We start from the raw sequence: 26,054 nt of genomic DNA, 5'->3' as shown, positions 1-26,054 counted from the left end.
AAGGTAGTCTTGGAAGACTTAAATATTTCCGGCATGGTGAGAAACCACAAACTAGCCAAAAGCATAACAGATGCTTCTTGGTATAACTTCCGCCAGTGGCTTGAATACTTTGGTGTGAAATTTGGTCGAGAAATTATAGCAATTCCTCCCCACTTCACGAGTCAGGAATGTAGTAATTGCGGTGCTAGAGTCCAAAAATCTCTCAGCACTCGAACTCATTCTTGCAACAAGTGCGGACATACAGAACAACGCGATGTGAATGCTGCCAAGGTAATTTTAAGTCGTGCAAGCGGTAGGGGTGGGCAACCCCAAACTAACGCTAGTGGAGATGTTCTCCCTACTTCTATTGGTCGTAAGACCTGTAAAAGCAAAGAACGTCAGTGATGCTAGAATCCCCCCGATTTATCGGTGGGGAGTGTCAAAACCTGACTTACGGTGTCTCCCCAATTGAAGGCGTTTCTTCATCGGCAACGACCAAATCCACGCCACACCTTGTAGCCGCCAGAGCTAACCTTTGATCAATCGTTGCCAACGGCAATCCCAACCGCAACGCCAATTCTAAGTAAGCTGCGTCATAAGCTGCTAAACCTTCCTGTCTCCCCAGCGTCAGGGTTGCACCCAATGCGTTTGCATCTGTAGCGGTATCAACCTGGATCAACAGAGACTGTAACAAGGTAATAGCTTCTGATGATTGATCAGTAGTCATGCGGTTACGCCGTTCAGCCACTAGTAGGACATTAGCAATCTCCAGTGACCAAATCCCCGGTACAAATGCTTCAGCATCCGGCATTATTGCTAGTATCGCATTTGCAGTGGGGTTATTTTCATCCACCAAACACCAGCTAATTGCTACAGAACAATCCAAAACAAACTGCATTAAAATCTTCGCCCCTCTTCAATCATGGAGCGGATTGACGTTTTATCTAACGCTACTTCTCGTCGCAGTTGTTCCATTCTGGCAATTGCATTACTTATCGATTTTTTCGTTGTGGGCTTTCCCCAAGCGTTATATTGTGCTTGGGCTTCTGAAGATGTTGCAACTTCTGCATCAGCTAACGGCTGTATAACCACCACTATCTCAACATTTGTATCTTTTAAATCAGTGGGTGTCTGGATTTGCAATATACCATCTGTCCCAATATGCGATCGCAACTTCATCGTTTCCATGTCGGCATTCCAGAACTCATACTTAAAAATTTGGGAAGTACCTTAATTATGCTGTTACTTTCCTCACTAGAAATAAAAGCATAATATCGCAACCTGGGCTGGGTACACGGCTAATTGAATGTACAAATATCTGGGTATCCAGATATTTAAATACCTGAGTATTCAAATGTTTCAATCAGGTGTATACTGACCATGTTTCTAAACAACGTATTCATTGCTACTAGAATGCTCTATGCACTTTGCTCGTGTTCTATTGGAGCAAGCTGAATCACTACCCGTTGATTGAGAGCGTGAGCGATTTTTTGCAGCATTGAAAGAGAGTGTCCCTCGTAATCAGCATCTTCCAGCCGTGCAATCACAGGCTGTTTTGTACCAACAAGTTCAGCAAGCTGTTTCTGTGTTAACCCCGCTTTTGTTCTGGCAGAGTAAATAACCTGTGCCACTTCTGCATTTATAGAGGCTGACTCCACCATTGCCTCAAGCTCAGGGTCGCTGCTGGTTATCTTGTTAATGATTTTTATTGCATCGCTAGTCTTCGCCATCCTCTTGTTCCTCTACGTAGGTGTGAACTTCTGGGTTTTCTTCAAATAAAAGCTTTCGTGCGATCGCTCGTTCAATATCAATTGGAGGTACAGCTGCTTCTTCCTTTGTAATGGCGTGTGCGAGAATTGCCACATTTTGCCCATGAAAGAAGTACAAGATGCGGTATTGCACATGAATATGCTTTGCTCTAAGCTCATATATCCCGTCGCGCAAGTAATCAGCCGCCGGGCGACGGAGTTCGTATCCTGATGCCCCAAGTTGTTTGATTCGAGCAACACAGTTTGCATAACCTTTGCGGTCTTCTTTCAAAAGTCTCGTCAGCCATTCAAGGACAGGAACTTCCCCTTCTTCTTCCTGGTAGAAAACAATACGGGTTTCAGGCACAGCATACCCTCTAAATATATCAATATTGTTATATTAGGGCAACGGAGGAAACGAGACGCGCGGGCTGTATGACGTTTCTCCTCAATTGAAAAATCTAACTTTGTTACAAAAATGCCAATTATTAAAGTTACAGATGACGAACTTTTAGTTGCAGTTTACACTAAGTAAAATCTAATATCTACAAGTTTAAAAAAATCAGAAGTAAATATTAAATAATAATTGGCACTATATATGAATGCTGATGAGTCAATTTTAAATTTAGAGAAGGTTGATTTAAAAAATAAACATTTTTTACCAGAAGATTCTGGCATTTATTATGTAATAGATGAAAACAATATAGTATGGTACATAGGAAAAGCAAAAAATATTAAAAAGAGATGGAATGGGAAAGCGCACCATAGGCTTTACCAATTATCATCACAAAGTAGAAAAAAGTTTTATATATATTACAATAAGTTAAGCGAAATCAACCTAGATGAAGAAGAGAAAAAATTAATAGCACAGTACAGACCGCATCTTAATAGCAGTCCAGTAAAGAAAAAAAAGGTTTTACCTGCTGAAAATCTATTAAGAGAAACAATACTCAAATTACCAGATTTTTTAGTAATTTTAGGTATAGAGCCACCCAGACAGATAAATAAAAATACCATCACACCTGACTGGTGGTTAAAAAAGAAATTAGCAGGACTACAAATTATTCATCTTGTGCTTGATTGGGAAAAGCTAAGAGAGTTCGCCGAACAAGATATAGAAATATCTAGTGGTATATTAGGTTATGTATTTGGGACTAGAAAAGCTTATTCTAACCTTTGGGAAGCACCACACAAGGAATATGTAAGAAGATACGGTGTAGTCCAGTGCCGGATTTTGGTAAATGGGTATGTTGTTGAAGTCAGTGTTTTAGATAAAGTTAGTCAGATTTTAACTAAAACTAGAATGGGGACTTTAGCTGGTGAACAAATAAAAATTGTAGAAGCAGATATTTTAGATCAAATCAAAGCAGACCTAAAAATTCCCGTTCCAAAAGATTTTGTCAATAAAATACAACCTTACTTGCAAGACCCCATAAATTTAGTTTTTAATGATTATATAGATAGAGAAACTCTAGGAAAACAAATATACAGAATAAAAGAAGAGTATAAGCAAGGTCTTAGAGGAGTTGGTAGTAGAATTGCCAAACGAATTTCTAAAGGTGAATCCAATGGCTCATAAATCGCCAGCAACGTCACCAATGACTGGACTGTGCAAGAGAGTGTCAAGGTTAATCTGCGAAGGTTAGTCAAGCGTCTGCTGCGGAAATATTTAAGGGTGCATTACTACAGTGAATTAGTTGCTTTCTAAAAGCAAATCTCTTGTTTATCTAGTTTCTCCTGTAATTTTGTTATTACGTTAGGTGTAAATTTTAAATCAAATGCCATAGTATCTAAAGTTTTATATGGTTTGATACCTCGAAGCTTGATGAGTCTATCAATAGTAGCCTGTTTAATACCAGTACCTTTAAAAGCAGCCGTCAATTCATGTTTAGTTGCAGTGTTAATATTGGTAGATTTTTTTGGATTATTTCCATTTATACTAGAATTACTAAAAATCCAGTTGGGTGTTTGAGTGTTATTTAAAACTTGTTCTATTATAGGGTTTGAGCCAATTACAGTATCATTATTAGTAGCGCTAATAACTGTCGATACAATTTTATCTGATTTGAGAAAATGAATATTTCTAAGGTCTAACTTTCTTTGCAAGAGAGGTGGACAAATAGGAGCAATCATAAAAGCTAAATCAGTTGGTGTTCCATCAGAATTAGATGGATTAAATTTGACATCATTTAACCATTGAGTAAATGTATTAAAGTGACTGCTCAACATCTCATAATTTTTAGCTTCGCCAAAGGCTCTAGCAACAGTATTGCCATTATGTAGTAATTCTACATAGCAATCAAAGGCATGACCCGCTATTACAGTAGTAGTTGAAACATTTGACAAAGTGTAAGCTGTTTTACTTAAAAAATTAGCCCACTGTTGTCTGCATTCTGCCTCAACTAAATTACGCGCATCTCCTTCAAAAACCTGCTCAGGTGCTTCTTGAAAGTATTTTTCATGGATTTCTAGTATGGCATTACCATAGTTTCGGCAGAATTCCCTTAATGTATTGGTAGAACTTATCGATATATTTTTTATTTCTTGCCACGCTTGATTAAAGTTTTTATAACCGCTATAAGCTCCTTGAATACGATTCTCAATCTTTTCTCTAATTACTTCAAATTCATTGCTATACCCCTTGTTTAAATTTATAGCTGAATCACCAATAAGACTTTGAATGACAGAATCTTCTGCTATAAAACTTCCTACGTTATCAGAAGTGCCTACTAAATACATCAATAGACGAATTTTTGAACTAAATACTTGAAAAGCTCCTCTGATTAATTGCTTTAACACTAATCTAGTCTCTTGAATTTCCTTTGGGAATTCTGCTAAAGCATCTAACTCATCTGCAAGGTAGACAAAACTGAATCTAGGGTCTACTTGGGAGACTTCGGAGATTACATAAAAAAAGAATTGTTCAAATCCGTCTACACTTTCAGTAATATACTTTTTAAATTTGCTACGAAATGGCATTAATGCCTTGGTAGTTTTTAATTGAGAAACTTGATTACTTTCCAAGTAATCACCGAGAATATTTTCAGCTATAACTCTAACTGAATTAGATAAATTTTGATTGTGTAACAACTCCCAAAAGGTATCAGCCAGAATATGACAATAAAATTTGACACCAAAATTAGGGCCAAGTGGTATGTCAGAAAGCTGAAACTGAACAACTATTGAATGATTTAAAAAAGTTGGTTTAGTTTTAGTTAATTCATTTAGATAAGTTAAAAGTGAAGTTTTACCACTACCAACTAAGGCAGCAACAAATCTAAAAGTAAAAAAACCATCATCGAATGTATGTCTGAGATCGTCTTCAAGTAGCTGAGTTATGTTAGCTATTTGCCGTCCAGATAAACTTCGAGCTGTTGAACCTTCTCCGTCACTTCCTGGTTGTCTAATAACACGTTCAATTCTAATATCGTCAATGAATCCAGTTCCTGACTTAACTTGTTGAAGAAAGCTTTTTATATATCTTTTTTTTCCTGCATCTTCTGGCATTGATTATTCAGCCCATTGGATTAATTCTTCATCCTTTTCGGTAACAGTGAAAACTTTACCGTTTGATTTTAGTTTCTCAAAATACTTATCTAACAAGGATTGAGAGATTGGGTTATTTTCAGAAAATTTCTGACGAATGACTCGACTATAAATAGCTACAACACCAAGCAATTCTTGACGTTTTCTTTCTTCAAAATAGAGTGCCTTAAATTTTTCTACATAAGTATCAAAGTCCATATCTTCGCTCTGGGAGGAGGAATTATGAGAATCATAAGATACTTGTTGAAGATACTCTAGAAGAATATTTATAACTTTAGGGCCTTTTACAGAGTCAAATCGATACTTAGTATTTTGAAGGTTTAAAGCTAATATTTTCTTACCTAAAGTAGTAAGTGAAAGCCGATTTTTTTTAGGCGATTCAATTAATTTCTGCTCAATTAGAGCTTCATAGCTCTGTTCTGCTTCTTGTTGTAGTTCTTTAGAAAGATAAGACTTAACAACACTTTTAGTTACTGTATCCCCATTTGAATAAGCGTGAGCGTAAAACAAATAAAGTAGTTGTACTGTTGAAAGCTGACTCATAAATACTTTGACCTTCTCAATTTAATTATGAGAAAAGATAATTAATTCTGCTTTGAAAATTGTTTTTTTAAAACAGAGCTATTTAATAACTTTCCGTATAATATATATAATTTTTAGCACTGTCGTCAGTACAATCACGAATAATAACCATAACACGACTCATAGGCGAGGCGATCACCCGTAACAGGGTGTCCGCCGGGATATGTGTAAATTGAGATGCGTGTAAATGAATATTGCAGACTACGCTTGATTGATTTACTAACTTGCCCAAAAATGATATTAGACGAATCAGAATTTTGCAGGAGAAAACCAAGCTTTCATCACTTTTAGTCGGTTGCTAAAAGTTCTTCTTTTCTTTTTTCTAATTCCGAGATTTTTCGGTTCAAACTTCGGATTTCTGTATTGATTTTTGATAATTCAGCTTTGCACTTTTGAGTTTTTAAATAATCCGACCCATATTTTTCAATGACAAAATCTTCTACCTCATTCCTTAAGAGTTTGAAGCAGGGATTTCCATATAAAGTATTGTGCCGATATTGCAATTTTCCTGATTTGATAGCCTCAAGAATTTCTGCTAGATCAAGGTTAAATTCTTTTTGGGCTGTTTTATCGCTCAGAGTAGCTCCCTTTTGCCCCCAAGGGGAATTGTCTTCTTCATGATTCATATTTGACTTAGTTTAAAGAACATTGAACGAGATGCTCCCATTGCAACAGGTACTAAGTGTATTAAAACATCTCGAACTTACAAAGTAGAGATATACATGGTGCTGCTTACCCTCGGTCGAAACTCTTTTTCCCTACATAGTTCAAAAATCTAAAGCAGAGATAGCGTTTTGCTTCTGCTTTTCGGTGACACCCAGATACCGCTCCCTAGCTGCCAAAGTCCGATGCCCCGATATCTCCTGAATGTGGCACAACGGTATCCCGGCATTCCGAGGAAGGGATAAATAAACGGGAACAGTATGTCTCAGCATAAGTGCCTTTCTTGCTAAATTGAGCGTATGTCTGCTCAACCTCAAGGAGCAAAACCATGCCATTTGACATCAATCAACTCAATAATCTCGACTACGACGAAGCTGAACCCCTTTTACCCGACTACATAGATGGTGTAGTCGAGCAGTTTGCCAAGTCTCCTGAAGGAGAAGCTTATGCCCAAGAACACCCTGACTTCGGTGGATGGATTGCCACTTTCACAGAAATGTCCTACATCTACGAAGGATTCACCCTGCCCAAGATGACTAAGGGAGATGCACAAATCGTTATGGAACATATTCTTCCGCGCAAGCTCACGCTGATGCACAGATCAGAAGCAGAGGATGCCATCTCAGAACTAGTCGCCTTTTGGAACTTCTTGAAGCGGGAGTATAACTTTCGTAGTGCCGGGGCGATCGCAACCTATCTTGCCAGAATCGAAGGCAAGTTCACAGACTGGATGTTTGATCCGGCGAAAGGGGGTATGGCAAAAAGTTTTGTTATGAGTGGGATGCAAGCCGGGTTTGACATGACTTGCTCTGAAGGGATAGCAGCCTTTCAAAAAGCTTATAACCAGCAAATCCTAAGAGAAAAACCAAAAACCAACACAAAAGGATTTGATTCACAGGACTAAGGCAAGAAATCTAAGGGCAAGAAAAGGTAATTAATCTGAAGTTAACACCATACTTTCAACCTCATCTTTAGGTCTTTTTTAAATCAATTCTGATATTGAGTCACTCATCTGCTTTTGCAAGCGCTGGCGGTTGTCATCATATTTCAACACCGTCTGCACTTGGGCGTGTCTGCTAAAGCGCTGGGTAGCACGGTAGTTGCCATTGTTCAGATCCAATACTGTAGTAATCGCACTATGGCGAACACGATGCGGTGACATCTTCTTAGTAATTCCGGCTTGCTTGCATAGCCCATCCACCAGTCGCCTGATTGCCTCCCCGGTTAATCTCGCTCCATTCTTGTGGTAAGCCAGGACGGTGAAAAGCGGTTCATTACTACGTTTCTTCTTACTTGCTTTTATCCAACCTGCGATTGCATCGGCGGTTTTGTCCGATAGGTCAATAACTTCCTTCTGGCTACCTTTGCCTTTACCCAGGATTTCAAGCGTTTTATCTTTGGCGTTAAAGTCACGCACATTCAAATTAACTATCTCATTCCGACGCAAGGCATTATCCCAGAGTAACCGCATAATGGCATAATCGCGCTTGCCCTTAAGGGTACTGCGGTCAACCAACGCTATAACTAAAGCATAGTCCTCGGCTGGAATGCCCATTGTGTCACGGTAGGTTTCGACCTTTTCACCTTTGACATCATCTAGGGAGAAATTGCAGACCCCTAACCGTCGCCCCATCTCAACCATTGACTTGATAGCACTAAGGCGACGATTCACCGTAGCTTCAGCCAATTTTTTCTTAATCAGGTGCGCTTTGTACTTGAGAACCACAGCAACGGCGTGACGCTGTTCCAGGTGAAGAAACTCTAGAACCAAATCCCGACTGGGTTCTTTCTTAACGACAAACAGAAAGAAATCTTTCAAATCTTTTTGGTATTCGCGCTTGGTGTTGGGCGATCGCTTATCACCAATCAGCTGCTGGATAACATCGGGGTCATTCTCTAAAGAAAAATCCTCACCGATCGCTAACGCCAAGGAGTTTTCTAGAACGCTAAGATTTTCCGGGTGGATCTGTGTCATTGGTTAGTCAGCAGCACAGGGGCAGCGTCAGTTTAACGCTATTTCAACATCTTAGTTGTTAAGAGCGTGTTTATTACTCTAAGTGGTGCGAAAAAGTCTATTGTCGCACTATCTGTCAAAGCAGCTGGGAGTGGGGAATGGGCGAGTTCTTGTCAGCTAATTGACAATTAAGGAGGGCGATGAAGAGAAATTAAATTAGATGAAAGTGTAAGCGCTGACGATTTGACTAAGTAATAATGCTGTATGAGTCTGGATATTGTGGTTTTGCCCTAAGCTCACTCAGGAGAGTCCCGATCGCTGTGGTGAAGCGATCTCTCTTGGCGGGCGGTTGCGCCATCGCTCTTTGTGGGGCATTGATATCAGTATTGATATCAATCCTTCCCTATGCAGTCAAATGTCACCGCACAGGGTCAGGCATTCGGCTCCCGAAGGCGGCGCTCGATGCCACTGATGTTTTTATTTATTGTGCATTCAACAAACTTTCAAGTTCATCAGGTTCACTTTCTGGCTTGAGATACAAAGTACAAATTCTTTCCACTTCTTCTGGTGATATACTCTGCTTGTTGCACCAAGCTTTGATGCAAGCATCGCTCAATTCTTCAACCAAGCCATAATCAACTACAGCAATTTCAGTATCTTCATTACACGCAATTAAATTGAGAAGTTTGATAATATCCGGCTCACGTACTTGTTGATTTTTGGGAGTGTATACAAGAGCATGATACTTTTTATTGTGATTTAGTAAAACATAAATTGATGGTTCCGAGTCCTGAGTTATCTTTGCACTGACAATATCACTAAGAATAGTCTTAGCATAATCACGATGCATTTGTAATTTTGCTGTATGTTGATAGAAGGGAGAAATATCCAAATCTGCTAAAGCGTCTAAGTTTAATTGACCTGATTTTATTATTACTTGAGACGCAAGCTCAGGCAGATTAATTTCTTGGGAATTGGCAATTGTTAAAACGGGCAAGTCCGTCAGCTTTCTAGATTCTCCATGACGCAACATGAGATTTTCCCAACGTTGTCTAATTCTGATTAAATCATATTTCAGGTCTGTCTCTTGTGTCAGGTTAGGAACAAATGTATATACTTTGACTGTTCGTGGAGAATGCCAAAAACGCAATATGCGTCCAGCCCGTTGAACAGGGCCAATAGGAGTCCAATCAATATCATAATTTATAACAGCAGATGCATCTTGCATATTAACCCCAACTCCATGAGCATCTGTGGAAATAAATACATCATAGCTTTCTTCAGAAATGGTTTCAGCATTATTAGAAATCGGTGCAAACTTTTTGATAAGTTTTTCTATTTCATTGGTTTCTTTCATCTGATATTTATCTTCATTCTCACTCGCTTCGATAGTTGCAACTACTTTTAATGCAGGGAACATTTGTTTGAATGCCTGTGCCAAGTAAACAACAGTAGCGCGACGTTCGCAAAATATAATTGCTTTTTCGGAATTCTGCTTAAGTTCTTGAATAATTATGTAAAGTGCTTTGAGCTTCAAGTCACTTTCAAAATCCAAATTAGTCAACGTTTCAATTAGAGGATTTAAAAGAGATTGTCTTTCTTGTTGCTCCGACACAAACTTTAATTTCCCAAGTTTGTACTCGTTCTTTCCTCCAGGAGTATCAACAACGCTTTCAAGAACTCCACGAAGAGCCAATGGAGAACTTGCCCAAGCAATTTTTACCAATCTCCTGATACATTCTCTAAACATGGGATTACGTGAATCTAAATCAAAATATCTTTTTTTAATTGCATCTATCAGTTCCTTATCTAGTAAGAGAGGAAAATTGACACTGTATAGTACAATTTTGGGAATATATCTCTTCTCTGTTCCAAAAAGAATATAATTCTCTTGATTTTCTGATTGACTGTAATATTTAGCTACGTGAGGTGTAGTTAGTTGAGAAGCTACGGATAGATTAACAAAATCTTCGGTTTGCTCAATATGCCATGCACGGGCGTTATCGTCGTAATCTTCATCCAGCAAAGTATGAAGTTCGGCAGTATGTGGTAATAAATATAACTGATTATTTAAATTGCTTTCATCTCTAGCATAAGGGGAACCAGTCAACAATAAGACCTTCGTATTGCTGCTCTTTTTCAAGAATTGTTTTAAACGGAGAAAAGCCCGACGCTCTGCTGGGTTTTTCTTCATATTAAATAAATCTTGTTTGAAACGGTTTCTCAAATAATGACTTTCATCAAAAATAATTAACCATCGTTGCTCATGAAGATTTTTTTGAATTTTTTCAAACAATTCTAAGCTCCCATCCTGCTCCGAACCACTCTTATCTAAAGCCTGATAAACAAAATACTCGCAAGGTAGACCAGCATCACGCATTTCGTCTGTCCAACTACTGCGGACTGCCTTTGGCCCAATAACCATAATATTATCAATTAGGTCATCATTGCGAAGGTGTAAAGCTACGTGAACTGCTACGACTGTTTTGCCAAGTCCAGTAGAAGCTACTAGCATTGAACCGCCAAACTCTTTTATCTGCCGCAGTGTTTGAGCAATCATATCCACTTGGTATGAAACAGGTTGTTTATTATAATTACTTTTGATTGGTTGTATGTCTTCCAGCGCTAACATAGTCTTTAGGTATACATCCCACGGTGGCACAAAGTTAAGCCAGCGCTGCAAGACTTCTAATAATTCTTGGGTAATGTCTTTCGCTTCAGCAAAATATGTATCAAACTCGTTTACCAGTGCCACAACCTCGCGGTGTTTAGTTATTATATTCCCTGCCTCAACTTGCTCCCTCAAACCACGTTGGGTAAGATTTGACGAAGCCATAATTGCGACTTTGCGATCAACAATATATAGCTTGGCATGATGGTCTGTAGCTCTAGCATCTACAAGGTGTAATCTACCTTGTTGCATTTTTTCTATTAAATCCAGTACTGTCTGTCGCCGCTCCCTGTCCAGACCTGTTCGCAGGTCGCGTAATATTTCATCAATTAGAGCTTGCCGCGCTCGTTCCTCTCCGGGGTCATCAAGACCAACTAAAATATAAACGCGCTTGCCTTTTGTGTATCGTCGAACTAGCCCCCAACCTCTGATGGTGAAGAATCCAGAAGCAATCCTAATCTCTTTTTTAGCTGTCTGGAAGTAATGGCTTATATACTCCAAAGCCTTTCTTCTCTCAAACCAGCTTTCTCGTGAAGTATTTATTTCACCATTTTCGTCATTTTCTATTTCTTCATTCATGAGTTGGGATTGCTTGTGGTAGATTCAGTTTCGAGGTCAACGTACCATTTTATAAATTTTCAACTTTAATAATTCCCGTAGTATTACTAGAAAACATGGAATTTAAAATCAAAAATAACCCCACAGAATTGGTGGGGATAATGGTCAGCTAAGGAGGTATGTCTCAGTAGTACAATAGTACTTTGAAGCGATTATGCGGTCAAGTGTGCCACGGCTTTTAAAAAGGCGGGGGTGAAGAAACCGATGTCACCTCACAGGGTCAGACATTCGGCAATTACGGCGGCCCTCGATGCGACTGATGGGAATATTAGAAAGGTGCAGAAGTTGAGCCGCCATGCTGACCCCAGAACGCTGATGATTTATGACGATAACCGGAATAAAGATTTGTGGGAAATGTCGGAGTTGTTGACGGGTATGTTGAAGAATGCGGATGAATAACAGTAATTCAAATACCAACTTGACGAATCTAGACAGACTCACAGTATAAAAAAGATAGAGAATATAGTCATGATTTTCAAAAAAACCGCTACAACTACCATACAATCCCTACTTGGATTGACGGTTAACCGTACTTTTAAAGGTATTTGAGTTTTCTCAAGATAGCAATTATATTGAAGGCTGGCTCAGGTGAATAATAGAGAGAGCGAGATGGAAGCTGATTATCACTATGTTCTGGAAAAAGATAAAAATAGATTTTTAGTTTTAAATACTATCTATAGAGATAGTGACGGAGATAAAGATCAGGTGTCCAGTACTCATGATATTTGCGAAAAAACAAGTATATGCGGTGAAGAATTATTGCATATTTTAGAATATTTAGAAAGTGAAGGTTTAATCAAGCCAATGGGTTCGCTAGTAGCAATGTATGGTGGTTCAGCTTTTGTCTCAATTACGCATCAAGGTATGCGTGAAGTGGAAGCTGCCATCAAAAAACCACAAGAATCTACGGCACATTTCCCTGCCCAAGTTTTTCAAAATACTTTTAATGCTCCTGTGGGGGTAATTCAACAAGGAGGGCAGGGTAATACGGCTAATGTTAACCAAAATATTGGCTTGCCTAACTGTGATGAATTAGTTGTCAAATTATTAGAATTAATTCAGTCTTCGTCTTTATCTGACCTTGATAAAGAAGATACGATTGAAGCTGCCAATAGACTATCTGAATTAGCGAAAAAGCAAGAGTCACCAGGACTAATTGAGCGAGTGAAACAAAGGCTTGAACTAATTAATAATACTTTCAAGCCAGCCCAAGAATTATATGATAAAGCCAAACCAATTTTATTGGCACTTTCTACATATTTTAAAATCCATCATGGAGTCTAAGTATTGATGTAATCTAAACACCTCATAAAGGTATGATGAAAATACTAACTATTTGATTATGATGATTTCAAAATTCATGTAAATATGATTTTTATGGAAAATGAATACCAAAAAAGATTTAAAGTGCTAACTTTAGTTTATCAAAAAACTCAGCAAAGAGACATAAGTAATGGCATAAGTAGAAATGAAATTTTGCAACAAACAGGTATAGAATGGGAAAACTTGATAAGTATACTAAATTATCTTTGTTCAAAGCAATTTATAGAGTTTGCTTATGATGATGGTCTGAAACCTTATTATATAATTACTGCTCAAGGAATAGATGAGATAGAGAATAGCCAACAACAATCTAATCAACCAAATAACCAAGTTAGTCCTCAAATTTTTAACAACACATTTCTCTCTCCCATAGGTACAGTTCAGCAAGGTGGACAAGGTAATATCTCTACAGTAACTCAAAACTTTAATACATTTGAGCAAAAGCAAAATCTTGCAGAAGCCGCAGCAGAAATTCAACAACTTCTCAATCAATTAGAACAGAATTATCCTACTAAAACTAGTGCTGAAAAGATGGCGGTTGTCTCTAAGGCTGTTGAGGAGCTTGAAAAGAATCCAACACTGAAAGCGCGGGTTATGGGAGCGATGAAAGCAGGTGGTATTGAAGCCATAAAAGAACTAGTTGATAATCCTCTTATAAACGTCCTACTAGCAGTGTTGGAAGGTTGGCAGGAAGCAGAGTAATGTCTACACCACTGTCTATACCCAGACCTCAACTCAACCACTGTGATCAGTAAAAATATCGGAACAATGTTTAAACTAAGTAAATTTAAAAAAACGATTCAAAAAGCCAAAAAGGTAAATATGCGCGAAAAAATGAACGCAGATAAAAGGCGAATATTGACAAACATTACTGACTGTTTTGCAGCCGAGCTTGCTGTTCAAGATTGTACAATTGCTGAAAAATTAGCACTTGATATACATCGAGTTAGAGCTTGTCTAAATGAATTAGATACTTCAGGTTTTATTAAACAGATAATATCCTATACTTTTGATGCTGGTAGGGTTCATGTCGTGACTGAAATTACTCCTGAAGGGCATTTAGTATTAAGGGATGAACTGCCTATTGACAGAACATATACCCACAACTCTCCTCTTAGTATCAATCACTTTAATGCTCCTGTCGGGATAGTTCAACAAGGGGGGCAAGGTAACACGGCTAATGTCAACCAAAATATTGGCTTGCCTGACTGTGTAGCCTGAGAGAGCAAGGTGAATCTCTTGGGCAGGAATTAAAGCCAGACTATGAGGCTCGGCGCGATTGCATGATTGCAGTCCGAAGAAAGCGCAATCGCACATTCAACAAACCGAAAAAGGAATACGTAACCGTTTTGTGAACGGTATGGCTTAACTTTCTTCTTTCCACTCCTTTGGAATCTTATCTAACCTGTCATTGGCATCTTTGGCAAATTTCAGGCAACACACGCTCGAAATGGCCCCCGCAGCAGCAGTGATAGAGCCTTCTTTAACAGTACCAATTAGTAAAAGTACTGCTCCTCCTACAGTAATCATGCTACACAATAAAGTTGTAAACCAAGCCAAGTTGAAACTTTGATGAGCTTGGCGCAAGCGTTCTTTAGCGATGCTCAGTTTGATTTCTGAATAAGGATTATGGGCAGGCTCAGGATTTGAAGATGAAGAGGAGTTTTTCATTTGATTATCAATAACTTTTGAAATTCTGAGGAATCAACTGGTTGTATGAATTCACAAACCTAATTGGTTGTACGTTTATCACCAACTTGCTTTGTGGTATTACTATCCCGGTAATCTGACCACCGAATCATTAATTTAGCCCAACCCATTGACAGCAAGCATTGAGTAGTTCGTAGTTTGAAAACTAGTCTCGAACATCCAGAATCAATCCAATCACGTTGTAACTCTTCTAGGTCACTACGCCAGTCTACGGGAAGTTTTTTTACAAGCCATGCTGGGAATTTTGGTCGGCGTTTAGATTTTTGAGAGTCACTAAAAAAATCCTTGATTGCTTCATTAAATTCTACGTTGGCGTTCTGAAAATTTTTCCTCGAAGTCTGCAATATTTTAATTGTATCTTCTATCTCACGTTGAGCTTGCAAGAGATTATCTCTGTCGCCATCGTTGCACTGATTCTCAGATTTCAGGGTAAATTTGATGGATGAGTCCATCATTTCAATTTTGCTAATAACTCTGCTTATCTCCTGGTCTTTCTGCTCTAAAAACTGTTCCATAAATGTTTTAATTCTGTGTCTGCCACAAAACAAAACTAGAAACGATATTACTACTACTAATGTTGGCAATAGCCATAGCAGTGCTAACACTGGCAATAGCGCAATCTGCAATATTATTGGTAGTTTAGGTACGAGTTTTAAAAACTTATCAAAAGATTTCATTCTACACCCCCTCTACTCCCAATTGACCAAGTACTGGTTGCACGAAACTTAATTGTTCGATAAACATTGGTTTCCATCCAGCAAGATGGGCGCGGTATTCCTGAGTTTCTCTAAGCACCTGCTCCCCCAACCCAGTGATTACGTAATACTTACGCCGCGCACCACCAGATTCAGGATCTGTTTCCTCGCCCCAACGGGGTTTAACCAAACCTTTTTTTTCCATTCGATGGAGAGTGGGGTAGAGGCTACCAAATCCTATCTGGCGCTTGCCAAGGCTAGCTTCGTTAATAGCGTTCATAATTTGCAGTCCGTATAGCTCTTTGCCACACAACGCTGTCAGCAGGTCTTCTTCAAGCGCTGAGAGGGTGATTAATTCATCATCGTTTTTCTTATTCATGGATGCTTTGCAAATTGGATGATGTTGACTTTATAAATGTATTATATTAATTTGATATAGAGATTGACAAGTGTATTTTTGTAGAGAGTTACTTAGGGAAAACTGGCGAGGCTGTTATGCACTCGCTGCCAAGCAACTCTCAAAAACTTTACTGAGTAAAATTTTTAGAAAAAATTGGGTTAACTATAAGCTAGGTCTGCACCCGGATTTATACCTGTGTCTACAGCAACTTCAACCTGAACAATTAGTCTGCAAACCGACAATCTATTAAAAAGGGGCAGTAAAATGACCTGAATGTAGAGTAGTGACATTTATGACACAAGATAAATCACACAAAGCAATTCAGGATGAAGCACGGGCGGCGCTGTACTTAGCAGCCATTGAAGCTGCTAATGTTGTAAAAGCTGCAATAATCAACAAAGATGCAGATGCAAACCTTGGTATTGGCAAGGGCGAGTTTGAGCGCGTAGAAGTGGCTTTGAAGCTTTTAGAAATTGCGTGGAAGGCACACTAAACATTTAGTCACGACAAGCCAAAACCCCCGGCCCGATTGTGGCATCTGGCCAGTCACTTCGGAGTGGTGGAAAATGCAGGAAAATATAGATATTGCACTAAGGCACAACCAACCATGACTGAAGCCAACAAGTCTACTCGTACAGTGCGCCGGGGAAGAATATTCCCTAAAATCCAGTGGACAGAAGAACAGAAAGCCCCGCTTTTTCCAGTCAAATCCCTATCCGAAATCCGGTGCGTTGCATCCACTTTTAGAGTTCAAATACCTTCTGAGGCTGTATTCTCGCAATTAAGCAATGTAAGGGAGCGAAAAGCCTAATGTTTCGTGAACGAATCCAGGGGGTTAACCCAGACTTATGAATCAGCACGACAGCACGAACGCTACAACCCGCATTATCTCGTTGGCTGATAAAACCTGCTTATGCGAAGAGCGCTCTGACCACTTGCAGGTATAATACGCACCAATAGGATCTGCTCATGTTGCGGCTTGCCTGACTTGTCTATACTCGCTTCTATACCCCTGCTTGATAAATCGTTGCTATCAGTGAGTGATATCAGCAGCTAGTTACTTACTTACTTGCAACAAAAAACTTCATAGAATACCTGATCTGTTAGAACAAACTCAACGGTCAATTTAGGTGAAAACATAACTTGATAGCTGGTGTAGCCCTAGCCATTGCTGAGATGAGCGTATCTCTTTTTAGCTCCCATCAACGTATCAGATTACAAATCTGAACTACTTGGTTGTAATAGAGCCTGTTGAATCTGCTGGTCGGTTGCTAATTCCATTGGGTTAATATCTTCATTAAGAACAAAAATCCCTTCTTCTAATTCAACCAAATCACCCACTGAAAATTGACAATCAGCATCCATTGCCGGATGCATCATCATCCAAGCGTCGTGACTGGCTAACTGTTTTCCATTAGGCATGAAAACTTTGTGGAGCATGGGCATTTCTCCCGAATGGCACATAAGGCGTAGAAATTTTTGCACACGGACATTAAAAGGGTAACTTGATATTGGACTGAAAATGGGTCGGCAGGGGGTAAGGCGATGGATCTTTAAGAATGCTCAAGGATATGAGTAATGAGCAAACACCTTTATCTGTGGGAAAAACTTAACCAACGACAACAACTAACCCTCACCGCCATTTACCGCGCTGACCAGTCGGTGGAGGCAGCACAAAAGTCAGGTTGGCGCGATAGTTCAATCAGAGAGAAAGCATCTGTATGGCGTAATCTGCAATATTATTTTGAGCCAACAAGCTATGAAACTTTATTGCACAAGTTGCTATTTGAAGCTGGTGTAGTTGACCAGGGATTAGGTTCAACTCTTTCTCTTTTGGAACGACACAAGTTAATTGAATGTAATTATTTTAATAGCGAACTAATTTCCATCAAGCTCACCACAACTGGACGTGCTGTAGCTCGTGCAGGCAGGGGTGAATCAGCACCTAAAAAGCCACCCAAGGGACAGTTAAAACCAAGGCAGTGGGAGGCACTAGCTACAGCCTATCAAGCAAGTGAACCAGGGATAGATAGTGGCTTAACCTTTGGGGATTACGCTGGGTTTAGTTGGCAGTGGACTTGGTTAAGACTGCGAGATTATTACGGAACAGACAACGGCTTAGTGAAAGAAGTTGGCTACTGGAACAAAGACGGTAAGCACTCAACCAAGTTAGTTATTACTCAGGCTGGGATAGAGTTTTACCGCCAGCAGTGGTCACAATATCTTACCTTTTACCCTGATGTAAATGCGCCCAAACCTGATTAAGGTTATTTACCTCCTACTCTTGCAAACGCGCAAATTTATCACCTTGTCTCAATAAAGGATACATCTCTTGCGCGATCGCTTCTAACTTATCACCATGAGGATGAGGACGAGCGATCCGAATCCCTTCATCCCACCACGAACTGCCGCCAGCCAAACTATAATGCAGCGTAAGAGTGACTTCGTGCCAATCACCGGATAAAAATAAACGAGTATCTTTCAATGCAAAAGCTAGATTAAAATCAAATCTATCTCTTCGATAATATTTGTGAAATGGATTACTGTGTGGCCTATCCCCAGAAGTAGATTCACGCTTGGTATGCCAAAAAATCAATTTCTATCCAATTATCTACTTTAAAATTAAATTCGGGGATTATCCTAAAGTGTGTGTGCGGATAGTGTTTTTCTGCAATTTGAATTAAAATCAGTTCCGTTTCAGGTAATACCGCTTGCATAATTTTGACCACAGTTCGCTTGCACTAACTCGCTTATCAAACAGATCACTACAGGTAATTTACTCGCCCATTTCTGCCAGTTGGCATTGAAGCTCCCAGGTTAGCCCTTCAAAGTCAGGCATATTTTCCTCCCTATGGCGCGAGTAAGCGCTTGGTTTTATGCCGATAACTTCAGTTTCTACACGCACATCTGCAAGGTGATTCATTCGACTGCACATCGGCATCGCAAGTCTATCCCCTATTTTTTTGTACGTGTCTTCGCCGTTCGGGAAACAAAACAAATCGCCGCGCTGTAAATCTGAGAATTTCATGTATTCTAAAAGTTTTGGTTGAGTCTGATAGATTAATTTTAGTAGAGACGTGACGAAGAGGAAACTATGTCTGAATTAAGCAAACCTAAATCTTCTATGGAGCGGCTTGAACGCATGATCCGAGCTAGCTGGCTAGTAGAAATTCAGAAAGAGTTGATTAAGCGCGATGAAAATCCTTTATTGGTAAATTTAGACAACTGCCATCTGTTTGAGAGGTTAACACCCCAACAAGCTGCTGATGCAGCCATCAATCTGCAAAAGGCAAAATAGAAATTATTGTTAATTATTAATATTAACTTTAAAATGACATTACCTATGTATCGAATTATGGCACGTTAATAACTTTATTTTATTTTTTGGTTATTAATCTGTTTTATAATATATATTGATTTTCCAGCTTTGGGGACTAAGAAACGAAACTCAGTCCAAATAAATTCTTAAGGTTAGTAGGATGAAATCAGATGCATTAGAGCTATTAAGTCAAGAGTTTAGAAACAATTCCGCGAAGTTTTTGTTAGCAATCGCAATTGAGCCTGGATATTTTCAAAGCTTTGAAGAGATAGTGCAGGCTGTCTCGCTTGAAAGCGCTATCCTATATAAAGATTTAGCATCTTATGAAAAGGACTTTCTTCGTGGCTGGAATGAGGTTTATGAAAAGGCTTGTGCTGAGGCTGACCGACGAAAAAATGGGGAAGTTCCTAACTTGAACTGGTTTGATAAGCTTGGCTGAAGCCAAAATATTTCTCGGAGTGCTTTAAATCCTTGGACAGTAAATCAATCATGGTGAACACCCATAAGCTTATCTTTCAGTAAAACAGAAAAGCACCCAGGATTGCCCAAGATGGCTGGTGGAGTATTCCCAATTTGGGAAAATCTTTTTGGACTATTGTAGCATTTCGATTACATCCTCAAGCGATTCTAAATTACAGCAGTGAGACTATTTTTATTGGCGTAAGTCCTCACCTTTTTTTGCCTTCTCTAAAGCTTCTAAAACATCGTTGCCTGCTAACAAAACATCGTTGAAAACTAACCCGTTCGGAGAGTGGTAAAATTGAGACTCTTGCAAAACTTTAAGCTGTGGATGGTCTTTGATGATTTCAAGAATATCGAGCGCGTCGGCGAATGTTGCGAGTAAAGCTTCAGCATCCATTATTCACTCTCCAGTAAAGAATATTTACGACTCAAAAGGTTAAATTTGAATTAATGCTTTAATCCTGGTGGTGATAATATAATTAAGGTTTTTCAGTGCTAGCCGCGTGCAAAACTATCTGTCTGCTGAAAGAGGTCTGTCCTTTGTCTGTCTAGCGCTCTGTCTGCTCTGTCCCTGACTGTACAAGGATTCTGTCTAATCCTGTCTGCTCTGTCTGTAAGGCTAATTTTGGCTGATTTCGATGGTATTTGCATCCAGCCAGACGGACAGACTATTTTCAACTAACTCATTAAATAGTCGCTTTAATTCCTCTGAATTGAATCTTTCACCCTTTACTTTGAAATTGGGCTGTACCTCCTGTATTGTTGCCGATGTTCTTTTTGTACGGTGGAGGAATTGCAGCAGTGATTGGGCATTGGGTGTTAGTGATGGGGTAGGGCTAGACTCTGTGTGGGGCTTCTCTAAATTAAATTCCAGTTGCCAGATCCGCTCGGCTATTTCTGAGTCTGTTGAAAGTTTTTGATCTGACTTTTGGGTGTTGCTTTGAGCATCGCTTGAACCAGATTCATCAAGCCTAAAGTCAATTCGCTTGGCTTTGAGTTTAGGCAATTCAATATCAATCCATTGCCCATGCCCAGGTAATTTAATCTTGCCCTGACCGCTAGCTTTCGCCTCTGTGGTGATTGGGTCAATAGTTGCGATTAGTTCTACTTCTAACAGTGCAGCATCCCGAAGTTTTGATAGTCCTTTGGCTTTGGCTAGGATTTCCATTGTGCGGTCGTGAGCCACGAACAAAGGAATCATTAATTGTTTGCGAGATTCAGTCATAGCACAGCGAAACCATTTACCAATAAAATCTGGATCTGGCTTCCACTTATCGAGGTCACAATCCAGAGGCATTGGCTCAACTATGTTATCTGTCCAGGTCGTAAATTCTTCACAGATAACTGATAGCATCTTGCCTGACGCTCTTAGGTTCTCCGTCCACTGTTCTTCAGTCATGCCGCTCTTGCGGTAATCTTCATAGCGCTGGCGCATTTCATTCATGTACCATTGCATGAAGAGAGCTATTTCTTTGTAGCCGGTAATCAGCCGCACACCTCGCCACTCGACCTGTGTGCCGTGCGGGTCAAGCGCTACGATGTTCCAGCCAGCTTGTACTTTCTTCCAAATAATCTCTCTAGTAGTCCAGGATTTACCAGCACCCATACCACCAAATATCAAAGTGGGGTAGCCGATGGTGTTTTTGATCCAGCGATATTTGTCACTGTCTGCAATCGCCGGCTGTTCTCCCCCAGTAACCTTATCGTTGGGGTCAATCGTCCCTTGTAAAGTCTGACTCCCTTGTAGATAAGGGGTTTTCATCTCGCGCAACTGCTTAATATACTCCGCCTTCTGTTCTTCACTCATCCCCGCCGTTTGCGCTTCAAAGATTGCGTCAGATGCTTCCATCTGGGTAACTTCAATTTCCGTGTGGGCGTAAATCTCTGCTTTTTGGATATCAACGGTGCGATCGTTGGCGACTAGATCCAGGTCAGCTTGCAGTTGAACTTCTGCGATCGCAACGTCTCGGTAACTCTCTAGTAGCTCGGAACGTGCGGCCATCTCTGCTTTTGCAGCATCCCGTTTTTGGGCTATGTCTTCAAAAACTGCCCTCTGCTTCTCCTCATCCTGGCAATGGCGAAGCATCCACCCAGCAAGAGCAAACCCCAGGAATCCACCAAAAGCCCAAAACGGTTTGTATGGGTTGGTTGCTTTGACTAAGCCGTTAACTCCGGTTGCTGCATCTCTGACAACTTGGCGTGGCATTCCATCTAACTGCCACTGTTGCCAATAAAATGGGGTCATCCTGAAAGGTCTGCCATTCAAATCAGAGCAGGTCAATGTTTTCAAAGGGGTTTTGATGCAGAAGTAGATCCGATCGCTGCTAGTTCCTTGCCACGCCATCGCCGCCGAGCTAATGCCCACAGTCAAACTCAGCCCAATTGCAACAGCTTTCTTGTCCATTGATAAGCGACCAAACCACAACATTAAACCCGATTGTTGCGACTCGGATAACTGTTTATGTTTGTCGGTTAAATAATTCATTTCCTCTGACTACCACCAAATAGAAAAACCATTAATATCGCTATAACTATCGCCACACCTGCACCACTGCCCCAACTTGAATAATCCGCAGTTTTGGGCTGATACATTGACTGAATTGAATTATTAGCTGTATCAGTAGAAGTTCTCGCTTCATTCCACTCACTAATCGGTTCAGATAGCGCACACAATAACGCCAGTGATGCACTGCAACCAGTCATTAAATTAGTAACGAAATTATTAAATCCTTCACCTGTTGCAGTGGCAGTAAAATACAGATGTGCAGTGCCAACAGCAAGAAACATTCCAACTGGGTGAACTTGTAATAAATGAAAAGTGAAAATAACTGCACTGTTTAAACAACTGCCAGCGACAATCTCACAAGCATTCCCAGCACGTCTAAATGTTCTACCTCTGTTATTTTCTGGTAATGGTTGCGGTTGTGATGGTTGCTCTTGTTTCTGTTGCTGTGGTGTTTGTGCCAGCCCTTCAAATGAAAAAGGGCTGACGCTGTGAGGATCTTCATTTCGTTTCCTTACTAGCATCAGCCAAGTCCTTATTAATTACTTATCGGTCGCCCAATTTGTTCCACAAGTTACCCAACATTGCACCCCAACCGCGAACTGTTCCTGTTGCAGAAACACTTGATGCTGGTGCAGAACTAGTGTGTTGAATTGGTATCACTTCTGGGGGTGTTTGATTCGGCTCCAGCGCCCTTGAGCCATACCTCGCACGGGCTAAAAGTTGTTGGCGTTTCTCTCTCAATCCCGTAGTAATTGCTTGCCTTTCGGCTTGCACAACTTGCCTATTTTCGATACCGCTAACTTTGTTCTCATGCCGCCACAATTCAGCTTGTAAATCTTGATGTAATTGGGCTGCAACTTCGGTTAGTGCGTGTTTACGCTTTTGGTCAATTCGCAGCAAGTCGGCTCTATCTTGGGCATCTATTTTACTCATCTCGCTGTCAAATTCAGCGTTAAGTTTACGGATTTTACCAATTGCACCCGCAACATGAGAGCCGTATTGTTTACGAAGTTCTGTCCAAGTTACTTGTCCTTTGGTCAGCTTCTCCATCGCCTCAAAGACGACCTTGGCGTTGTCCAGAAATGGTTCTAATCGGTCAGATAATTCTTGGGCATTATTCGCATAATCGGCAAACTGTTCAAGCTTGTTTATATCCGAAAGATAGCCCAGAATATCAGACTCAAACCCTCCCCAAGATTGTGCCTTCTCGTCAATGTGGCTTGCATGACCAAGTACCGGATTACGTATTGCAAAGTCCATCTCCGATCCTCCTAATAAGGTATGTTGTCGTAGTCGATATCGCTCGACCCTTGGGGCACTTCATCCCAATAGCCCATGTCTTCAAATCGGCTATAAATTCTCGTTGCTAATTGCCTTATGGGGTCGTCAAAATCATCAGAAATTAAATCAAATCGGTTCTCACCAAATGCCAAAGTATTTGCAATATCAGGGTCAATCCCATTACCCAAGAATTGACCAAATGCAGCAGAGTATGGATGGTCATCGATGGTTTCATGAGTTGCTAGAAATTCCGTCCCGGTAAAGGGTGGGTAATCTTCACTCTCGAATATTGGTGTGGAAAGTGCCTCAATATCAGCCTCAATCATTGCTGACCATTGTTCAGGATTTTCTACTTTGAATTGCTGCTTTCTTAGGGCGGAGTCGGTCAGAGGTGATTTGCCCCAATCGTTAGGATTTCTGTAGTCTAGTGCCATGCTGCTAAAATCCAATAGTGTATACAATCGATGCACAGATGGGCGATTGCACTTACTTTGGTCGGTCGATGCAATCGCTTCATCATCAGTTTTCACAAAACTCAACAAGTTCAAAAACCTCTCTCTGCACTTGGTTTTGGCTTAATTCTTTTCTTCTGCCTTTCGAGTCGTTGAATATAAAAGGCGCATTGACTCCACAATTAGACCGATGGCTGTAGCGGAGTTGTTGACCACGGAATTCATAGAGGTGGTTACGCACTAAGGCTGTCGTTGAAAGCATAAGTTTGTCCCTCAACTTGGGAATAAAACTCGATATTTAGGATGGCTTCGTGAATCTCCATCAAGGCTTGCACTGCATCACCCATTTTTAGGTCGTTTGATGTACTGAACCGTTCGGACGCTTCAATCTGCTTGTAATTTGGGGATGCTTGCACGAACCGAAGAATCTGTTCGCAACCGAGGATAATGGTCATGATTTCGGTTGTTGTTAGCGATGGTTGTGTCTGCATGGTTTCTTGGTCGCTCATAACTTCTTTCCTTTCCTTTGGGTTTTCATCGGTGTGGGTTGGGGTTCTGGCTGATTACTTGGCGCTTGTGGCTGACTCGGCTTCTGAAGTACATAGCTGATGACCCCTGCACCCCCGACAGCTGCGGCGATGGTAAACATATTGTTTCTGCCAAGCTGCTGCACTCCGAAATAGCCAAAAGCGATCGCTGCTGCTGTTGCTCCAATGCCTAAAACCGTGTTTCTAAATCTGGATTTGGTCATGCTGCCCCTTTGAAATTAGTGACCATTGCGCTAAGTGCCGATTTATTGGGCTGCGTAGATTGCACTGTTTCGGGTTTGGGCGATGGTTGCACAAAAGCGTGTTGAAAAATCAGCTTTTCTACACCTGCTGATAATGCTTGTGTTGGTGCATCTTGGGGTAAATCAAACATCTTGCACAATTCAATTACTGCTAGGTAGGAAATGGTTATACGCCGAGATTCGTAATTCATTAATTAAGCTCCCTTTGCAATTTGAGTTAATAGCTTCAACCCCAAAGCATTGATGAATTGGGGATTATTCAAGACCACAAAGCCTAAACCGGCTAAGTTTTGATCCACCACTGGCAGCGAAACACCCCCACCCCAGGCGACAAGGTATTTAGCGCGGTCTAGATAATTGCCAGCAGTCACAAAGTTGGCGAATTTCTCAATCCTGGTACTCCACCACTCATCTAGGCACTGGCTGTACTCTGTTTCAAACTTCTTGCCTGTGAGGTGGTTGCCTCCATAAGTGAAAGTGCCTTCAATAATTCCCTGGTTCACCAAGCTGGGTGAGTGCTTCACATCCTTGGACAGCAGACTTACTCGGTCGTTTCGCTTGTCGAGCGCTTCTGCAATCATGGTGTGCAGTTCACCGCAACCACCCTCTATCAGGTGTCGATCAATCACTGCACCACTGCCGTTAAACACGGTAATCAACCAAGTTGATGAACCGATATCGAGTGCGATCGCTAATTCTGACGGGTCTAGTACCAGGGATGCTTCACCGAATAAGCAGTGGGCAATGCTGCCGAATCCTTCAGGGTAAATGCCTGTAACAACAATCTCAACTGTCTTGGTGACAATGGAACGGGTTACAGGGTGCAGATGTTCAAAGGTGTGAGTCCCTTCTACTCGGCGTTTAATTTCATCTGCCCAGCGTTCTGGGTTGTGATTGCTCAAACTAATCGAAAGTTTGACCCCATCGGGAATATTCAGAACTGCTAAGTCTGCAAGGATGCTTTCTAATGCCAGTTCTGCTTTTTTGGCTTTGTCGTCGTGCAGCAAGGTATGGTCACTTTGAGCTAGAGCAGCACTGCCCCAGAAGAATTGAACGTCTTTCAAGTCAAGCCGCGTTCCTTCTACATATCGAACCCATGCCCCATCTTTTGAGATGGTTTCGTGGTGCATGATGTTGCGGTTGCGAACAAGTGAGTATACGGCAGGCATCATGATAGAAAAATCACCGATGATTGCCTTCCCATACCCTGCACCTGAGTCTTTTCCGGCGATAAGGTCAGTTAGCCCTGATTTGGCTAACAAGTCAGCTTGGACGAGCCAATTTTTGGCATTGGAATATATAGCTGTCATGGTTCAGATAATTGTTAAAGTCTTGATTTTTCTGGCAAGGCGTTG

The 26,054-nt window shown here is 40.6% G+C and carries 36 protein-coding genes and 1 pseudogene; 12 read left to right on the top strand and 25 right to left on the bottom strand.

The window, feature by feature from the left end; genetic code table 11:
* On the top strand, nucleotides 1–384 hold a 384-nt coding region (locus tag LC653_RS30020; RefSeq protein WP_229498294.1), incomplete at its 5' end, for an RNA-guided endonuclease InsQ/TnpB family protein.
* 46 nt (nucleotides 385–430) lie between these two features.
* Here the strand turns inward: LC653_RS30020 and LC653_RS30015 are convergent.
* The 4 genes from LC653_RS30015 to LC653_RS30000 all read right to left on the bottom strand — a co-directional run bounded on the left by LC653_RS30015 (nucleotide 431) and on the right by LC653_RS30000 (nucleotide 2,094).
* Nucleotides 431–877 carry a type II toxin-antitoxin system VapC family toxin gene (locus tag LC653_RS30015; RefSeq protein WP_229498293.1) on the bottom strand — a complete coding sequence of 149 codons (447 nt, stop codon included), beginning with the start codon at nucleotides 875–877 and terminating at the stop codon, nucleotides 431–433.
* Nucleotides 877–1,167 (bottom strand): hypothetical protein, encoded by a 291-nt coding sequence (locus tag LC653_RS30010; RefSeq protein WP_229498292.1) that lies wholly within the window; start codon nucleotides 1,165–1,167, stop codon nucleotides 877–879. Before LC653_RS30010 ends, LC653_RS30015 begins: the two co-directional genes overlap by 1 nt.
* Before the next feature lie 230 nt (nucleotides 1,168–1,397).
* A complete protein-coding gene (locus tag LC653_RS30005; protein WP_229498291.1) occupies nucleotides 1,398–1,709 on the bottom strand; it encodes a helix-turn-helix domain-containing protein in 312 nt (103 codons plus the stop codon).
* Entirely contained in the window at nucleotides 1,696–2,094 is a 399-nt protein-coding gene (locus LC653_RS30000; RefSeq protein ID WP_229498290.1) for a type II toxin-antitoxin system RelE/ParE family toxin, read from the bottom strand. Before LC653_RS30000 ends, LC653_RS30005 begins: the two co-directional genes overlap by 14 nt.
* A 231-nt stretch (nucleotides 2,095–2,325) precedes the next feature.
* Here LC653_RS30000 and LC653_RS29995 point away from each other — a divergent pair, with 231 nt between their 5' ends.
* Both LC653_RS29995 and LC653_RS47545 read left to right on the top strand, forming a co-directional pair.
* Complete coding sequence (locus LC653_RS29995; RefSeq protein WP_229498289.1) at nucleotides 2,326–3,306, top strand: GIY-YIG nuclease family protein; 981 nt, start codon at nucleotides 2,326–2,328, stop codon at nucleotides 3,304–3,306.
* On the top strand, nucleotides 3,307–3,435 hold the full coding sequence (locus LC653_RS47545) for a type I restriction enzyme endonuclease domain-containing protein (RefSeq protein WP_370684508.1): 129 nt from the start codon (nucleotides 3,307–3,309) through the stop codon (nucleotides 3,433–3,435).
* Here LC653_RS47545 and LC653_RS29990 read toward each other — a convergent pair.
* The 4 genes from LC653_RS29990 to LC653_RS29975 all read right to left on the bottom strand — a co-directional run bounded on the left by LC653_RS29990 (nucleotide 3,432) and on the right by LC653_RS29975 (nucleotide 6,790).
* A complete protein-coding gene (locus LC653_RS29990; protein WP_229498288.1) occupies nucleotides 3,432–5,234 on the bottom strand; it encodes a hypothetical protein in 1,803 nt (600 codons plus the stop codon). The two genes, LC653_RS47545 and LC653_RS29990, sit on opposite strands and share 4 nt — an antisense overlap.
* A gap of 3 nt (nucleotides 5,235–5,237) precedes the next feature.
* A complete protein-coding gene (locus tag LC653_RS29985) occupies nucleotides 5,238–5,816 on the bottom strand; it encodes a hypothetical protein (protein WP_229498287.1) in 579 nt (192 codons plus the stop codon).
* Between the two features lie 326 nt (nucleotides 5,817–6,142).
* Complete coding sequence (locus LC653_RS29980; protein WP_229498286.1) at nucleotides 6,143–6,481, bottom strand: hypothetical protein; 339 nt, start codon at nucleotides 6,479–6,481, stop codon at nucleotides 6,143–6,145.
* 141 nt (nucleotides 6,482–6,622) lie between these two features.
* The gene (locus LC653_RS29975; protein ID WP_229498285.1) at nucleotides 6,623–6,790 is read right to left on the bottom strand and encodes an integrase; all 168 of its coding nucleotides are present in this window, start codon (nucleotides 6,788–6,790) and stop codon (nucleotides 6,623–6,625) included.
* A gap of 56 nt (nucleotides 6,791–6,846) precedes the next feature.
* On the opposite strand from LC653_RS29975, the gene LC653_RS29970 reads away from it, so the two are divergent.
* Nucleotides 6,847–7,422 (top strand): hypothetical protein, encoded by a 576-nt coding sequence (locus tag LC653_RS29970; protein WP_229498284.1) that lies wholly within the window; start codon nucleotides 6,847–6,849, stop codon nucleotides 7,420–7,422.
* Nucleotides 7,423–7,500: 78 nt separating this feature from the next.
* On the opposite strand, the gene LC653_RS29965 is transcribed toward LC653_RS29970, so the two are convergent.
* On the bottom strand, nucleotides 7,501–8,493 hold the full coding sequence (locus LC653_RS29965; protein WP_229498283.1) for a tyrosine-type recombinase/integrase: 993 nt from the start codon (nucleotides 8,491–8,493) through the stop codon (nucleotides 7,501–7,503).
* Between the two features lie 460 nt (nucleotides 8,494–8,953).
* On the bottom strand, nucleotides 8,954–11,722 hold the full coding sequence (locus tag LC653_RS29960; RefSeq protein WP_229498282.1) for a helicase-related protein: 2,769 nt from the start codon (nucleotides 11,720–11,722) through the stop codon (nucleotides 8,954–8,956).
* Nucleotides 11,723–11,938: 216 nt separating this feature from the next.
* Between LC653_RS29960 and LC653_RS29955 the strand changes: the two are divergent.
* The 4 genes and pseudogenes from LC653_RS29955 to LC653_RS29940 all read left to right on the top strand — a co-directional run.
* Nucleotides 11,939–12,160, top strand: a pseudogene (locus LC653_RS29955) (tyrosine-type recombinase/integrase); the annotation flags it as partial.
* Nucleotides 12,161–12,370: 210 nt separating this feature from the next.
* Nucleotides 12,371–13,045, top strand: coding sequence for a hypothetical protein (locus tag LC653_RS29950; protein WP_229498280.1), 675 nt, complete (start codon nucleotides 12,371–12,373; stop codon nucleotides 13,043–13,045).
* 93 nt (nucleotides 13,046–13,138) lie between these two features.
* Nucleotides 13,139–13,786: a hypothetical protein gene (locus LC653_RS29945; RefSeq protein WP_229498279.1), complete on the top strand. Its 648-nt coding sequence runs from the start codon at nucleotides 13,139–13,141 to the stop codon at nucleotides 13,784–13,786.
* Between the two features lie 66 nt (nucleotides 13,787–13,852).
* Nucleotides 13,853–14,305: a hypothetical protein gene (locus LC653_RS29940; RefSeq protein ID WP_229498278.1), complete on the top strand. Its 453-nt coding sequence runs from the start codon at nucleotides 13,853–13,855 to the stop codon at nucleotides 14,303–14,305.
* Nucleotides 14,306–14,449: 144 nt separating this feature from the next.
* On the opposite strand, the gene LC653_RS29935 is transcribed toward LC653_RS29940, so the two are convergent.
* Genes LC653_RS29935 through LC653_RS29925 form a run of 3 tightly spaced genes read right to left on the bottom strand, consistent with a single transcriptional unit; the run spans nucleotide 14,450 to nucleotide 15,868 of the window.
* The gene (locus LC653_RS29935; RefSeq protein ID WP_229498277.1) at nucleotides 14,450–14,755 is read right to left on the bottom strand and encodes a TRADD-N-associated membrane domain-containing protein; all 306 of its coding nucleotides are present in this window, start codon (nucleotides 14,753–14,755) and stop codon (nucleotides 14,450–14,452) included.
* A 59-nt stretch (nucleotides 14,756–14,814) separates the two neighbouring features.
* Nucleotides 14,815–15,471 (bottom strand): hypothetical protein, encoded by a 657-nt coding sequence (locus LC653_RS29930; protein WP_229498276.1) that lies wholly within the window; start codon nucleotides 15,469–15,471, stop codon nucleotides 14,815–14,817.
* A gap of 1 nt (nucleotide 15,472) precedes the next feature.
* Nucleotides 15,473–15,868 (bottom strand): PadR family transcriptional regulator, encoded by a 396-nt coding sequence (locus LC653_RS29925; protein ID WP_229498275.1) that lies wholly within the window; start codon nucleotides 15,866–15,868, stop codon nucleotides 15,473–15,475.
* Between the two features lie 313 nt (nucleotides 15,869–16,181).
* Between LC653_RS29925 and LC653_RS29920 the strand changes: the two genes are divergently transcribed.
* Nucleotides 16,182–16,382, top strand: coding sequence for a hypothetical protein (locus LC653_RS29920; RefSeq protein WP_229498274.1), 201 nt, complete (start codon nucleotides 16,182–16,184; stop codon nucleotides 16,380–16,382).
* Between the two features lie 722 nt (nucleotides 16,383–17,104).
* Here the strand turns inward: LC653_RS29920 and LC653_RS29915 are convergent.
* On the bottom strand, nucleotides 17,105–17,329 hold the full coding sequence (locus tag LC653_RS29915; protein ID WP_229498273.1) for a hypothetical protein: 225 nt from the start codon (nucleotides 17,327–17,329) through the stop codon (nucleotides 17,105–17,107).
* A gap of 138 nt (nucleotides 17,330–17,467) precedes the next feature.
* Between LC653_RS29915 and LC653_RS29910 the strand changes: the two genes are divergently transcribed.
* On the top strand, nucleotides 17,468–18,154 hold the full coding sequence (locus LC653_RS29910; protein WP_229498272.1) for a hypothetical protein: 687 nt from the start codon (nucleotides 17,468–17,470) through the stop codon (nucleotides 18,152–18,154).
* A 13-nt stretch (nucleotides 18,155–18,167) separates the two neighbouring features.
* Here the strand turns inward: LC653_RS29910 and LC653_RS29905 are convergent, their stop codons facing one another.
* Both LC653_RS29905 and LC653_RS29900 read right to left on the bottom strand, forming a co-directional pair.
* The gene (locus LC653_RS29905) at nucleotides 18,168–18,374 is read right to left on the bottom strand and encodes a hypothetical protein (RefSeq protein ID WP_229498271.1); all 207 of its coding nucleotides are present in this window, start codon (nucleotides 18,372–18,374) and stop codon (nucleotides 18,168–18,170) included.
* A gap of 291 nt (nucleotides 18,375–18,665) precedes the next feature.
* Nucleotides 18,666–18,812, bottom strand: coding sequence for a hypothetical protein (locus LC653_RS29900; RefSeq protein ID WP_229498270.1), 147 nt, complete (start codon nucleotides 18,810–18,812; stop codon nucleotides 18,666–18,668).
* Nucleotides 18,813–18,983: 171 nt separating this feature from the next.
* Here LC653_RS29900 and LC653_RS29895 point away from each other — a divergent pair, with 171 nt between their 5' ends.
* Nucleotides 18,984–19,187 carry a hypothetical protein gene (locus LC653_RS29895; protein ID WP_229498269.1) on the top strand — a complete coding sequence of 68 codons (204 nt, stop codon included), beginning with the start codon at nucleotides 18,984–18,986 and terminating at the stop codon, nucleotides 19,185–19,187.
* A 181-nt stretch (nucleotides 19,188–19,368) separates the two neighbouring features.
* Nucleotides 19,369–19,647, top strand: coding sequence for a hypothetical protein (locus LC653_RS29890; protein WP_229498268.1), 279 nt, complete (start codon nucleotides 19,369–19,371; stop codon nucleotides 19,645–19,647).
* Nucleotides 19,648–19,860: 213 nt separating this feature from the next.
* On the opposite strand, the gene LC653_RS29885 is transcribed toward LC653_RS29890, so the two are convergent.
* From LC653_RS29885 to LC653_RS29845, 9 genes are all read right to left on the bottom strand, one after another.
* Entirely contained in the window at nucleotides 19,861–20,067 is a 207-nt protein-coding gene (locus LC653_RS29885; RefSeq protein WP_229498267.1) for a hypothetical protein, read from the bottom strand.
* A gap of 222 nt (nucleotides 20,068–20,289) precedes the next feature.
* Complete coding sequence (locus LC653_RS29880; protein WP_229498266.1) at nucleotides 20,290–22,155, bottom strand: ATP-binding protein; 1,866 nt, start codon at nucleotides 22,153–22,155, stop codon at nucleotides 20,290–20,292.
* Nucleotides 22,152–22,697 (bottom strand): hypothetical protein, encoded by a 546-nt coding sequence (locus LC653_RS29875; RefSeq protein ID WP_229498265.1) that lies wholly within the window; start codon nucleotides 22,695–22,697, stop codon nucleotides 22,152–22,154. The genes LC653_RS29880 and LC653_RS29875 overlap by 4 nt, the downstream gene beginning before the upstream one ends.
* Before the next feature lie 22 nt (nucleotides 22,698–22,719).
* Complete coding sequence (locus tag LC653_RS29870; protein WP_229498264.1) at nucleotides 22,720–23,436, bottom strand: hypothetical protein; 717 nt, start codon at nucleotides 23,434–23,436, stop codon at nucleotides 22,720–22,722.
* Nucleotides 23,437–23,447: 11 nt separating this feature from the next.
* Nucleotides 23,448–23,987 carry a hypothetical protein gene (locus tag LC653_RS29865; RefSeq protein WP_229498263.1) on the bottom strand — a complete coding sequence of 180 codons (540 nt, stop codon included), beginning with the start codon at nucleotides 23,985–23,987 and terminating at the stop codon, nucleotides 23,448–23,450.
* A 155-nt stretch (nucleotides 23,988–24,142) separates the two neighbouring features.
* Nucleotides 24,143–24,418 (bottom strand): hypothetical protein, encoded by a 276-nt coding sequence (locus LC653_RS29860; RefSeq protein WP_229498262.1) that lies wholly within the window; start codon nucleotides 24,416–24,418, stop codon nucleotides 24,143–24,145.
* A complete protein-coding gene (locus LC653_RS29855; RefSeq protein ID WP_229498261.1) occupies nucleotides 24,415–24,660 on the bottom strand; it encodes a hypothetical protein in 246 nt (81 codons plus the stop codon). Before LC653_RS29855 ends, LC653_RS29860 begins: the two co-directional genes overlap by 4 nt.
* Nucleotides 24,657–24,890 carry a hypothetical protein gene (locus LC653_RS29850; RefSeq protein ID WP_229498260.1) on the bottom strand — a complete coding sequence of 78 codons (234 nt, stop codon included), beginning with the start codon at nucleotides 24,888–24,890 and terminating at the stop codon, nucleotides 24,657–24,659. Before LC653_RS29850 ends, LC653_RS29855 begins: the two co-directional genes overlap by 4 nt.
* A 3-nt stretch (nucleotides 24,891–24,893) precedes the next feature.
* On the bottom strand, nucleotides 24,894–26,009 hold the full coding sequence (locus LC653_RS29845) for a ParM/StbA family protein (RefSeq protein ID WP_229498259.1): 1,116 nt from the start codon (nucleotides 26,007–26,009) through the stop codon (nucleotides 24,894–24,896).
* Between the last annotated feature and the right edge of the window lie 45 nt (nucleotides 26,010–26,054).

This window comes from Nostoc mirabile CHAB5784, assembly GCF_020829645.1.
Lineage (GTDB): Bacteria > Cyanobacteriota > Cyanobacteriia > Cyanobacteriales > Nostocaceae > Nostoc > Nostoc mirabile.
Note: the sequence above shows the minus strand (reverse complement) of the source record. Positions and strands in the feature narration are given on the sequence as shown.

What these genes read in the sequence shown, in the direction of transcription:
- LC653_RS29975 (WP_229498285.1), bottom strand. Translation starts at nt 6,790, where the DNA reads ATGCTGAGACATACTGTTCCCGTTTATTTATCCCTTCCTCGGAATGCC.
- LC653_RS29910 (WP_229498272.1), top strand. Translation starts at nt 17,468, where the DNA reads ATGAGCAAACACCTTTATCTGTGGGAAAAACTTAACCAACGACAACAA.
- LC653_RS29870 (WP_229498264.1), bottom strand. Translation starts at nt 23,436, where the DNA reads ATGGACTTTGCAATACGTAATCCGGTACTTGGTCATGCAAGCCACATT.
- LC653_RS30015 (WP_229498293.1), bottom strand. Translation starts at nt 877, where the DNA reads ATGCAGTTTGTTTTGGATTGTTCTGTAGCAATTAGCTGGTGTTTGGTG.
- LC653_RS29895 (WP_229498269.1), top strand. Translation starts at nt 18,984, where the DNA reads ATGTCTGAATTAAGCAAACCTAAATCTTCTATGGAGCGGCTTGAACGC.
- LC653_RS29845 (WP_229498259.1), bottom strand. Translation starts at nt 26,009, where the DNA reads ATGACAGCTATATATTCCAATGCCAAAAATTGGCTCGTCCAAGCTGAC.
- LC653_RS29920 (WP_229498274.1), top strand. Translation starts at nt 16,182, where the DNA reads ATGACACAAGATAAATCACACAAAGCAATTCAGGATGAAGCACGGGCG.
- LC653_RS29980 (WP_229498286.1), bottom strand. Translation starts at nt 6,481, where the DNA reads ATGAATCATGAAGAAGACAATTCCCCTTGGGGGCAAAAGGGAGCTACT.
- LC653_RS29985 (WP_229498287.1), bottom strand. Translation starts at nt 5,816, where the DNA reads ATGAGTCAGCTTTCAACAGTACAACTACTTTATTTGTTTTACGCTCAC.
- LC653_RS29970 (WP_229498284.1), top strand. Translation starts at nt 6,847, where the DNA reads ATGCCATTTGACATCAATCAACTCAATAATCTCGACTACGACGAAGCT.
- LC653_RS29925 (WP_229498275.1), bottom strand. Translation starts at nt 15,868, where the DNA reads ATGAATAAGAAAAACGATGATGAATTAATCACCCTCTCAGCGCTTGAA.
- LC653_RS29855 (WP_229498261.1), bottom strand. Translation starts at nt 24,660, where the DNA reads ATGACCAAATCCAGATTTAGAAACACGGTTTTAGGCATTGGAGCAACA.
- LC653_RS30010 (WP_229498292.1), bottom strand. Translation starts at nt 1,167, where the DNA reads ATGGAAACGATGAAGTTGCGATCGCATATTGGGACAGATGGTATATTG.
- LC653_RS29890 (WP_229498268.1), top strand. Translation starts at nt 19,369, where the DNA reads ATGAAATCAGATGCATTAGAGCTATTAAGTCAAGAGTTTAGAAACAAT.
- LC653_RS29860 (WP_229498262.1), bottom strand. Translation starts at nt 24,418, where the DNA reads ATGAGCGACCAAGAAACCATGCAGACACAACCATCGCTAACAACAACC.
- LC653_RS29995 (WP_229498289.1), top strand. Translation starts at nt 2,326, where the DNA reads ATGAATGCTGATGAGTCAATTTTAAATTTAGAGAAGGTTGATTTAAAA.
- LC653_RS29960 (WP_229498282.1), bottom strand. Translation starts at nt 11,722, where the DNA reads ATGAATGAAGAAATAGAAAATGACGAAAATGGTGAAATAAATACTTCA.
- LC653_RS29850 (WP_229498260.1), bottom strand. Translation starts at nt 24,890, where the DNA reads ATGAATTACGAATCTCGGCGTATAACCATTTCCTACCTAGCAGTAATT.
- LC653_RS29990 (WP_229498288.1), bottom strand. Translation starts at nt 5,234, where the DNA reads ATGCCAGAAGATGCAGGAAAAAAAAGATATATAAAAAGCTTTCTTCAA.
- LC653_RS29950 (WP_229498280.1), top strand. Translation starts at nt 12,371, where the DNA reads ATGGAAGCTGATTATCACTATGTTCTGGAAAAAGATAAAAATAGATTT.
- LC653_RS29940 (WP_229498278.1), top strand. Translation starts at nt 13,853, where the DNA reads ATGTTTAAACTAAGTAAATTTAAAAAAACGATTCAAAAAGCCAAAAAG.
- LC653_RS29875 (WP_229498265.1), bottom strand. Translation starts at nt 22,697, where the DNA reads ATGCTAGTAAGGAAACGAAATGAAGATCCTCACAGCGTCAGCCCTTTT.
- LC653_RS29915 (WP_229498273.1), bottom strand. Translation starts at nt 17,329, where the DNA reads ATGCTCCACAAAGTTTTCATGCCTAATGGAAAACAGTTAGCCAGTCAC.
- LC653_RS29965 (WP_229498283.1), bottom strand. Translation starts at nt 8,493, where the DNA reads ATGACACAGATCCACCCGGAAAATCTTAGCGTTCTAGAAAACTCCTTG.
- LC653_RS30005 (WP_229498291.1), bottom strand. Translation starts at nt 1,709, where the DNA reads ATGGCGAAGACTAGCGATGCAATAAAAATCATTAACAAGATAACCAGC.
- LC653_RS29935 (WP_229498277.1), bottom strand. Translation starts at nt 14,755, where the DNA reads ATGAAAAACTCCTCTTCATCTTCAAATCCTGAGCCTGCCCATAATCCT.
- LC653_RS29885 (WP_229498267.1), bottom strand. Translation starts at nt 20,067, where the DNA reads ATGGATGCTGAAGCTTTACTCGCAACATTCGCCGACGCGCTCGATATT.
- LC653_RS29945 (WP_229498279.1), top strand. Translation starts at nt 13,139, where the DNA reads ATGGAAAATGAATACCAAAAAAGATTTAAAGTGCTAACTTTAGTTTAT.
- LC653_RS29900 (WP_229498270.1), bottom strand. Translation starts at nt 18,812, where the DNA reads ATGAATCACCTTGCAGATGTGCGTGTAGAAACTGAAGTTATCGGCATA.
- LC653_RS29880 (WP_229498266.1), bottom strand. Translation starts at nt 22,155, where the DNA reads ATGAATTATTTAACCGACAAACATAAACAGTTATCCGAGTCGCAACAA.
- LC653_RS29930 (WP_229498276.1), bottom strand. Translation starts at nt 15,471, where the DNA reads ATGAAATCTTTTGATAAGTTTTTAAAACTCGTACCTAAACTACCAATA.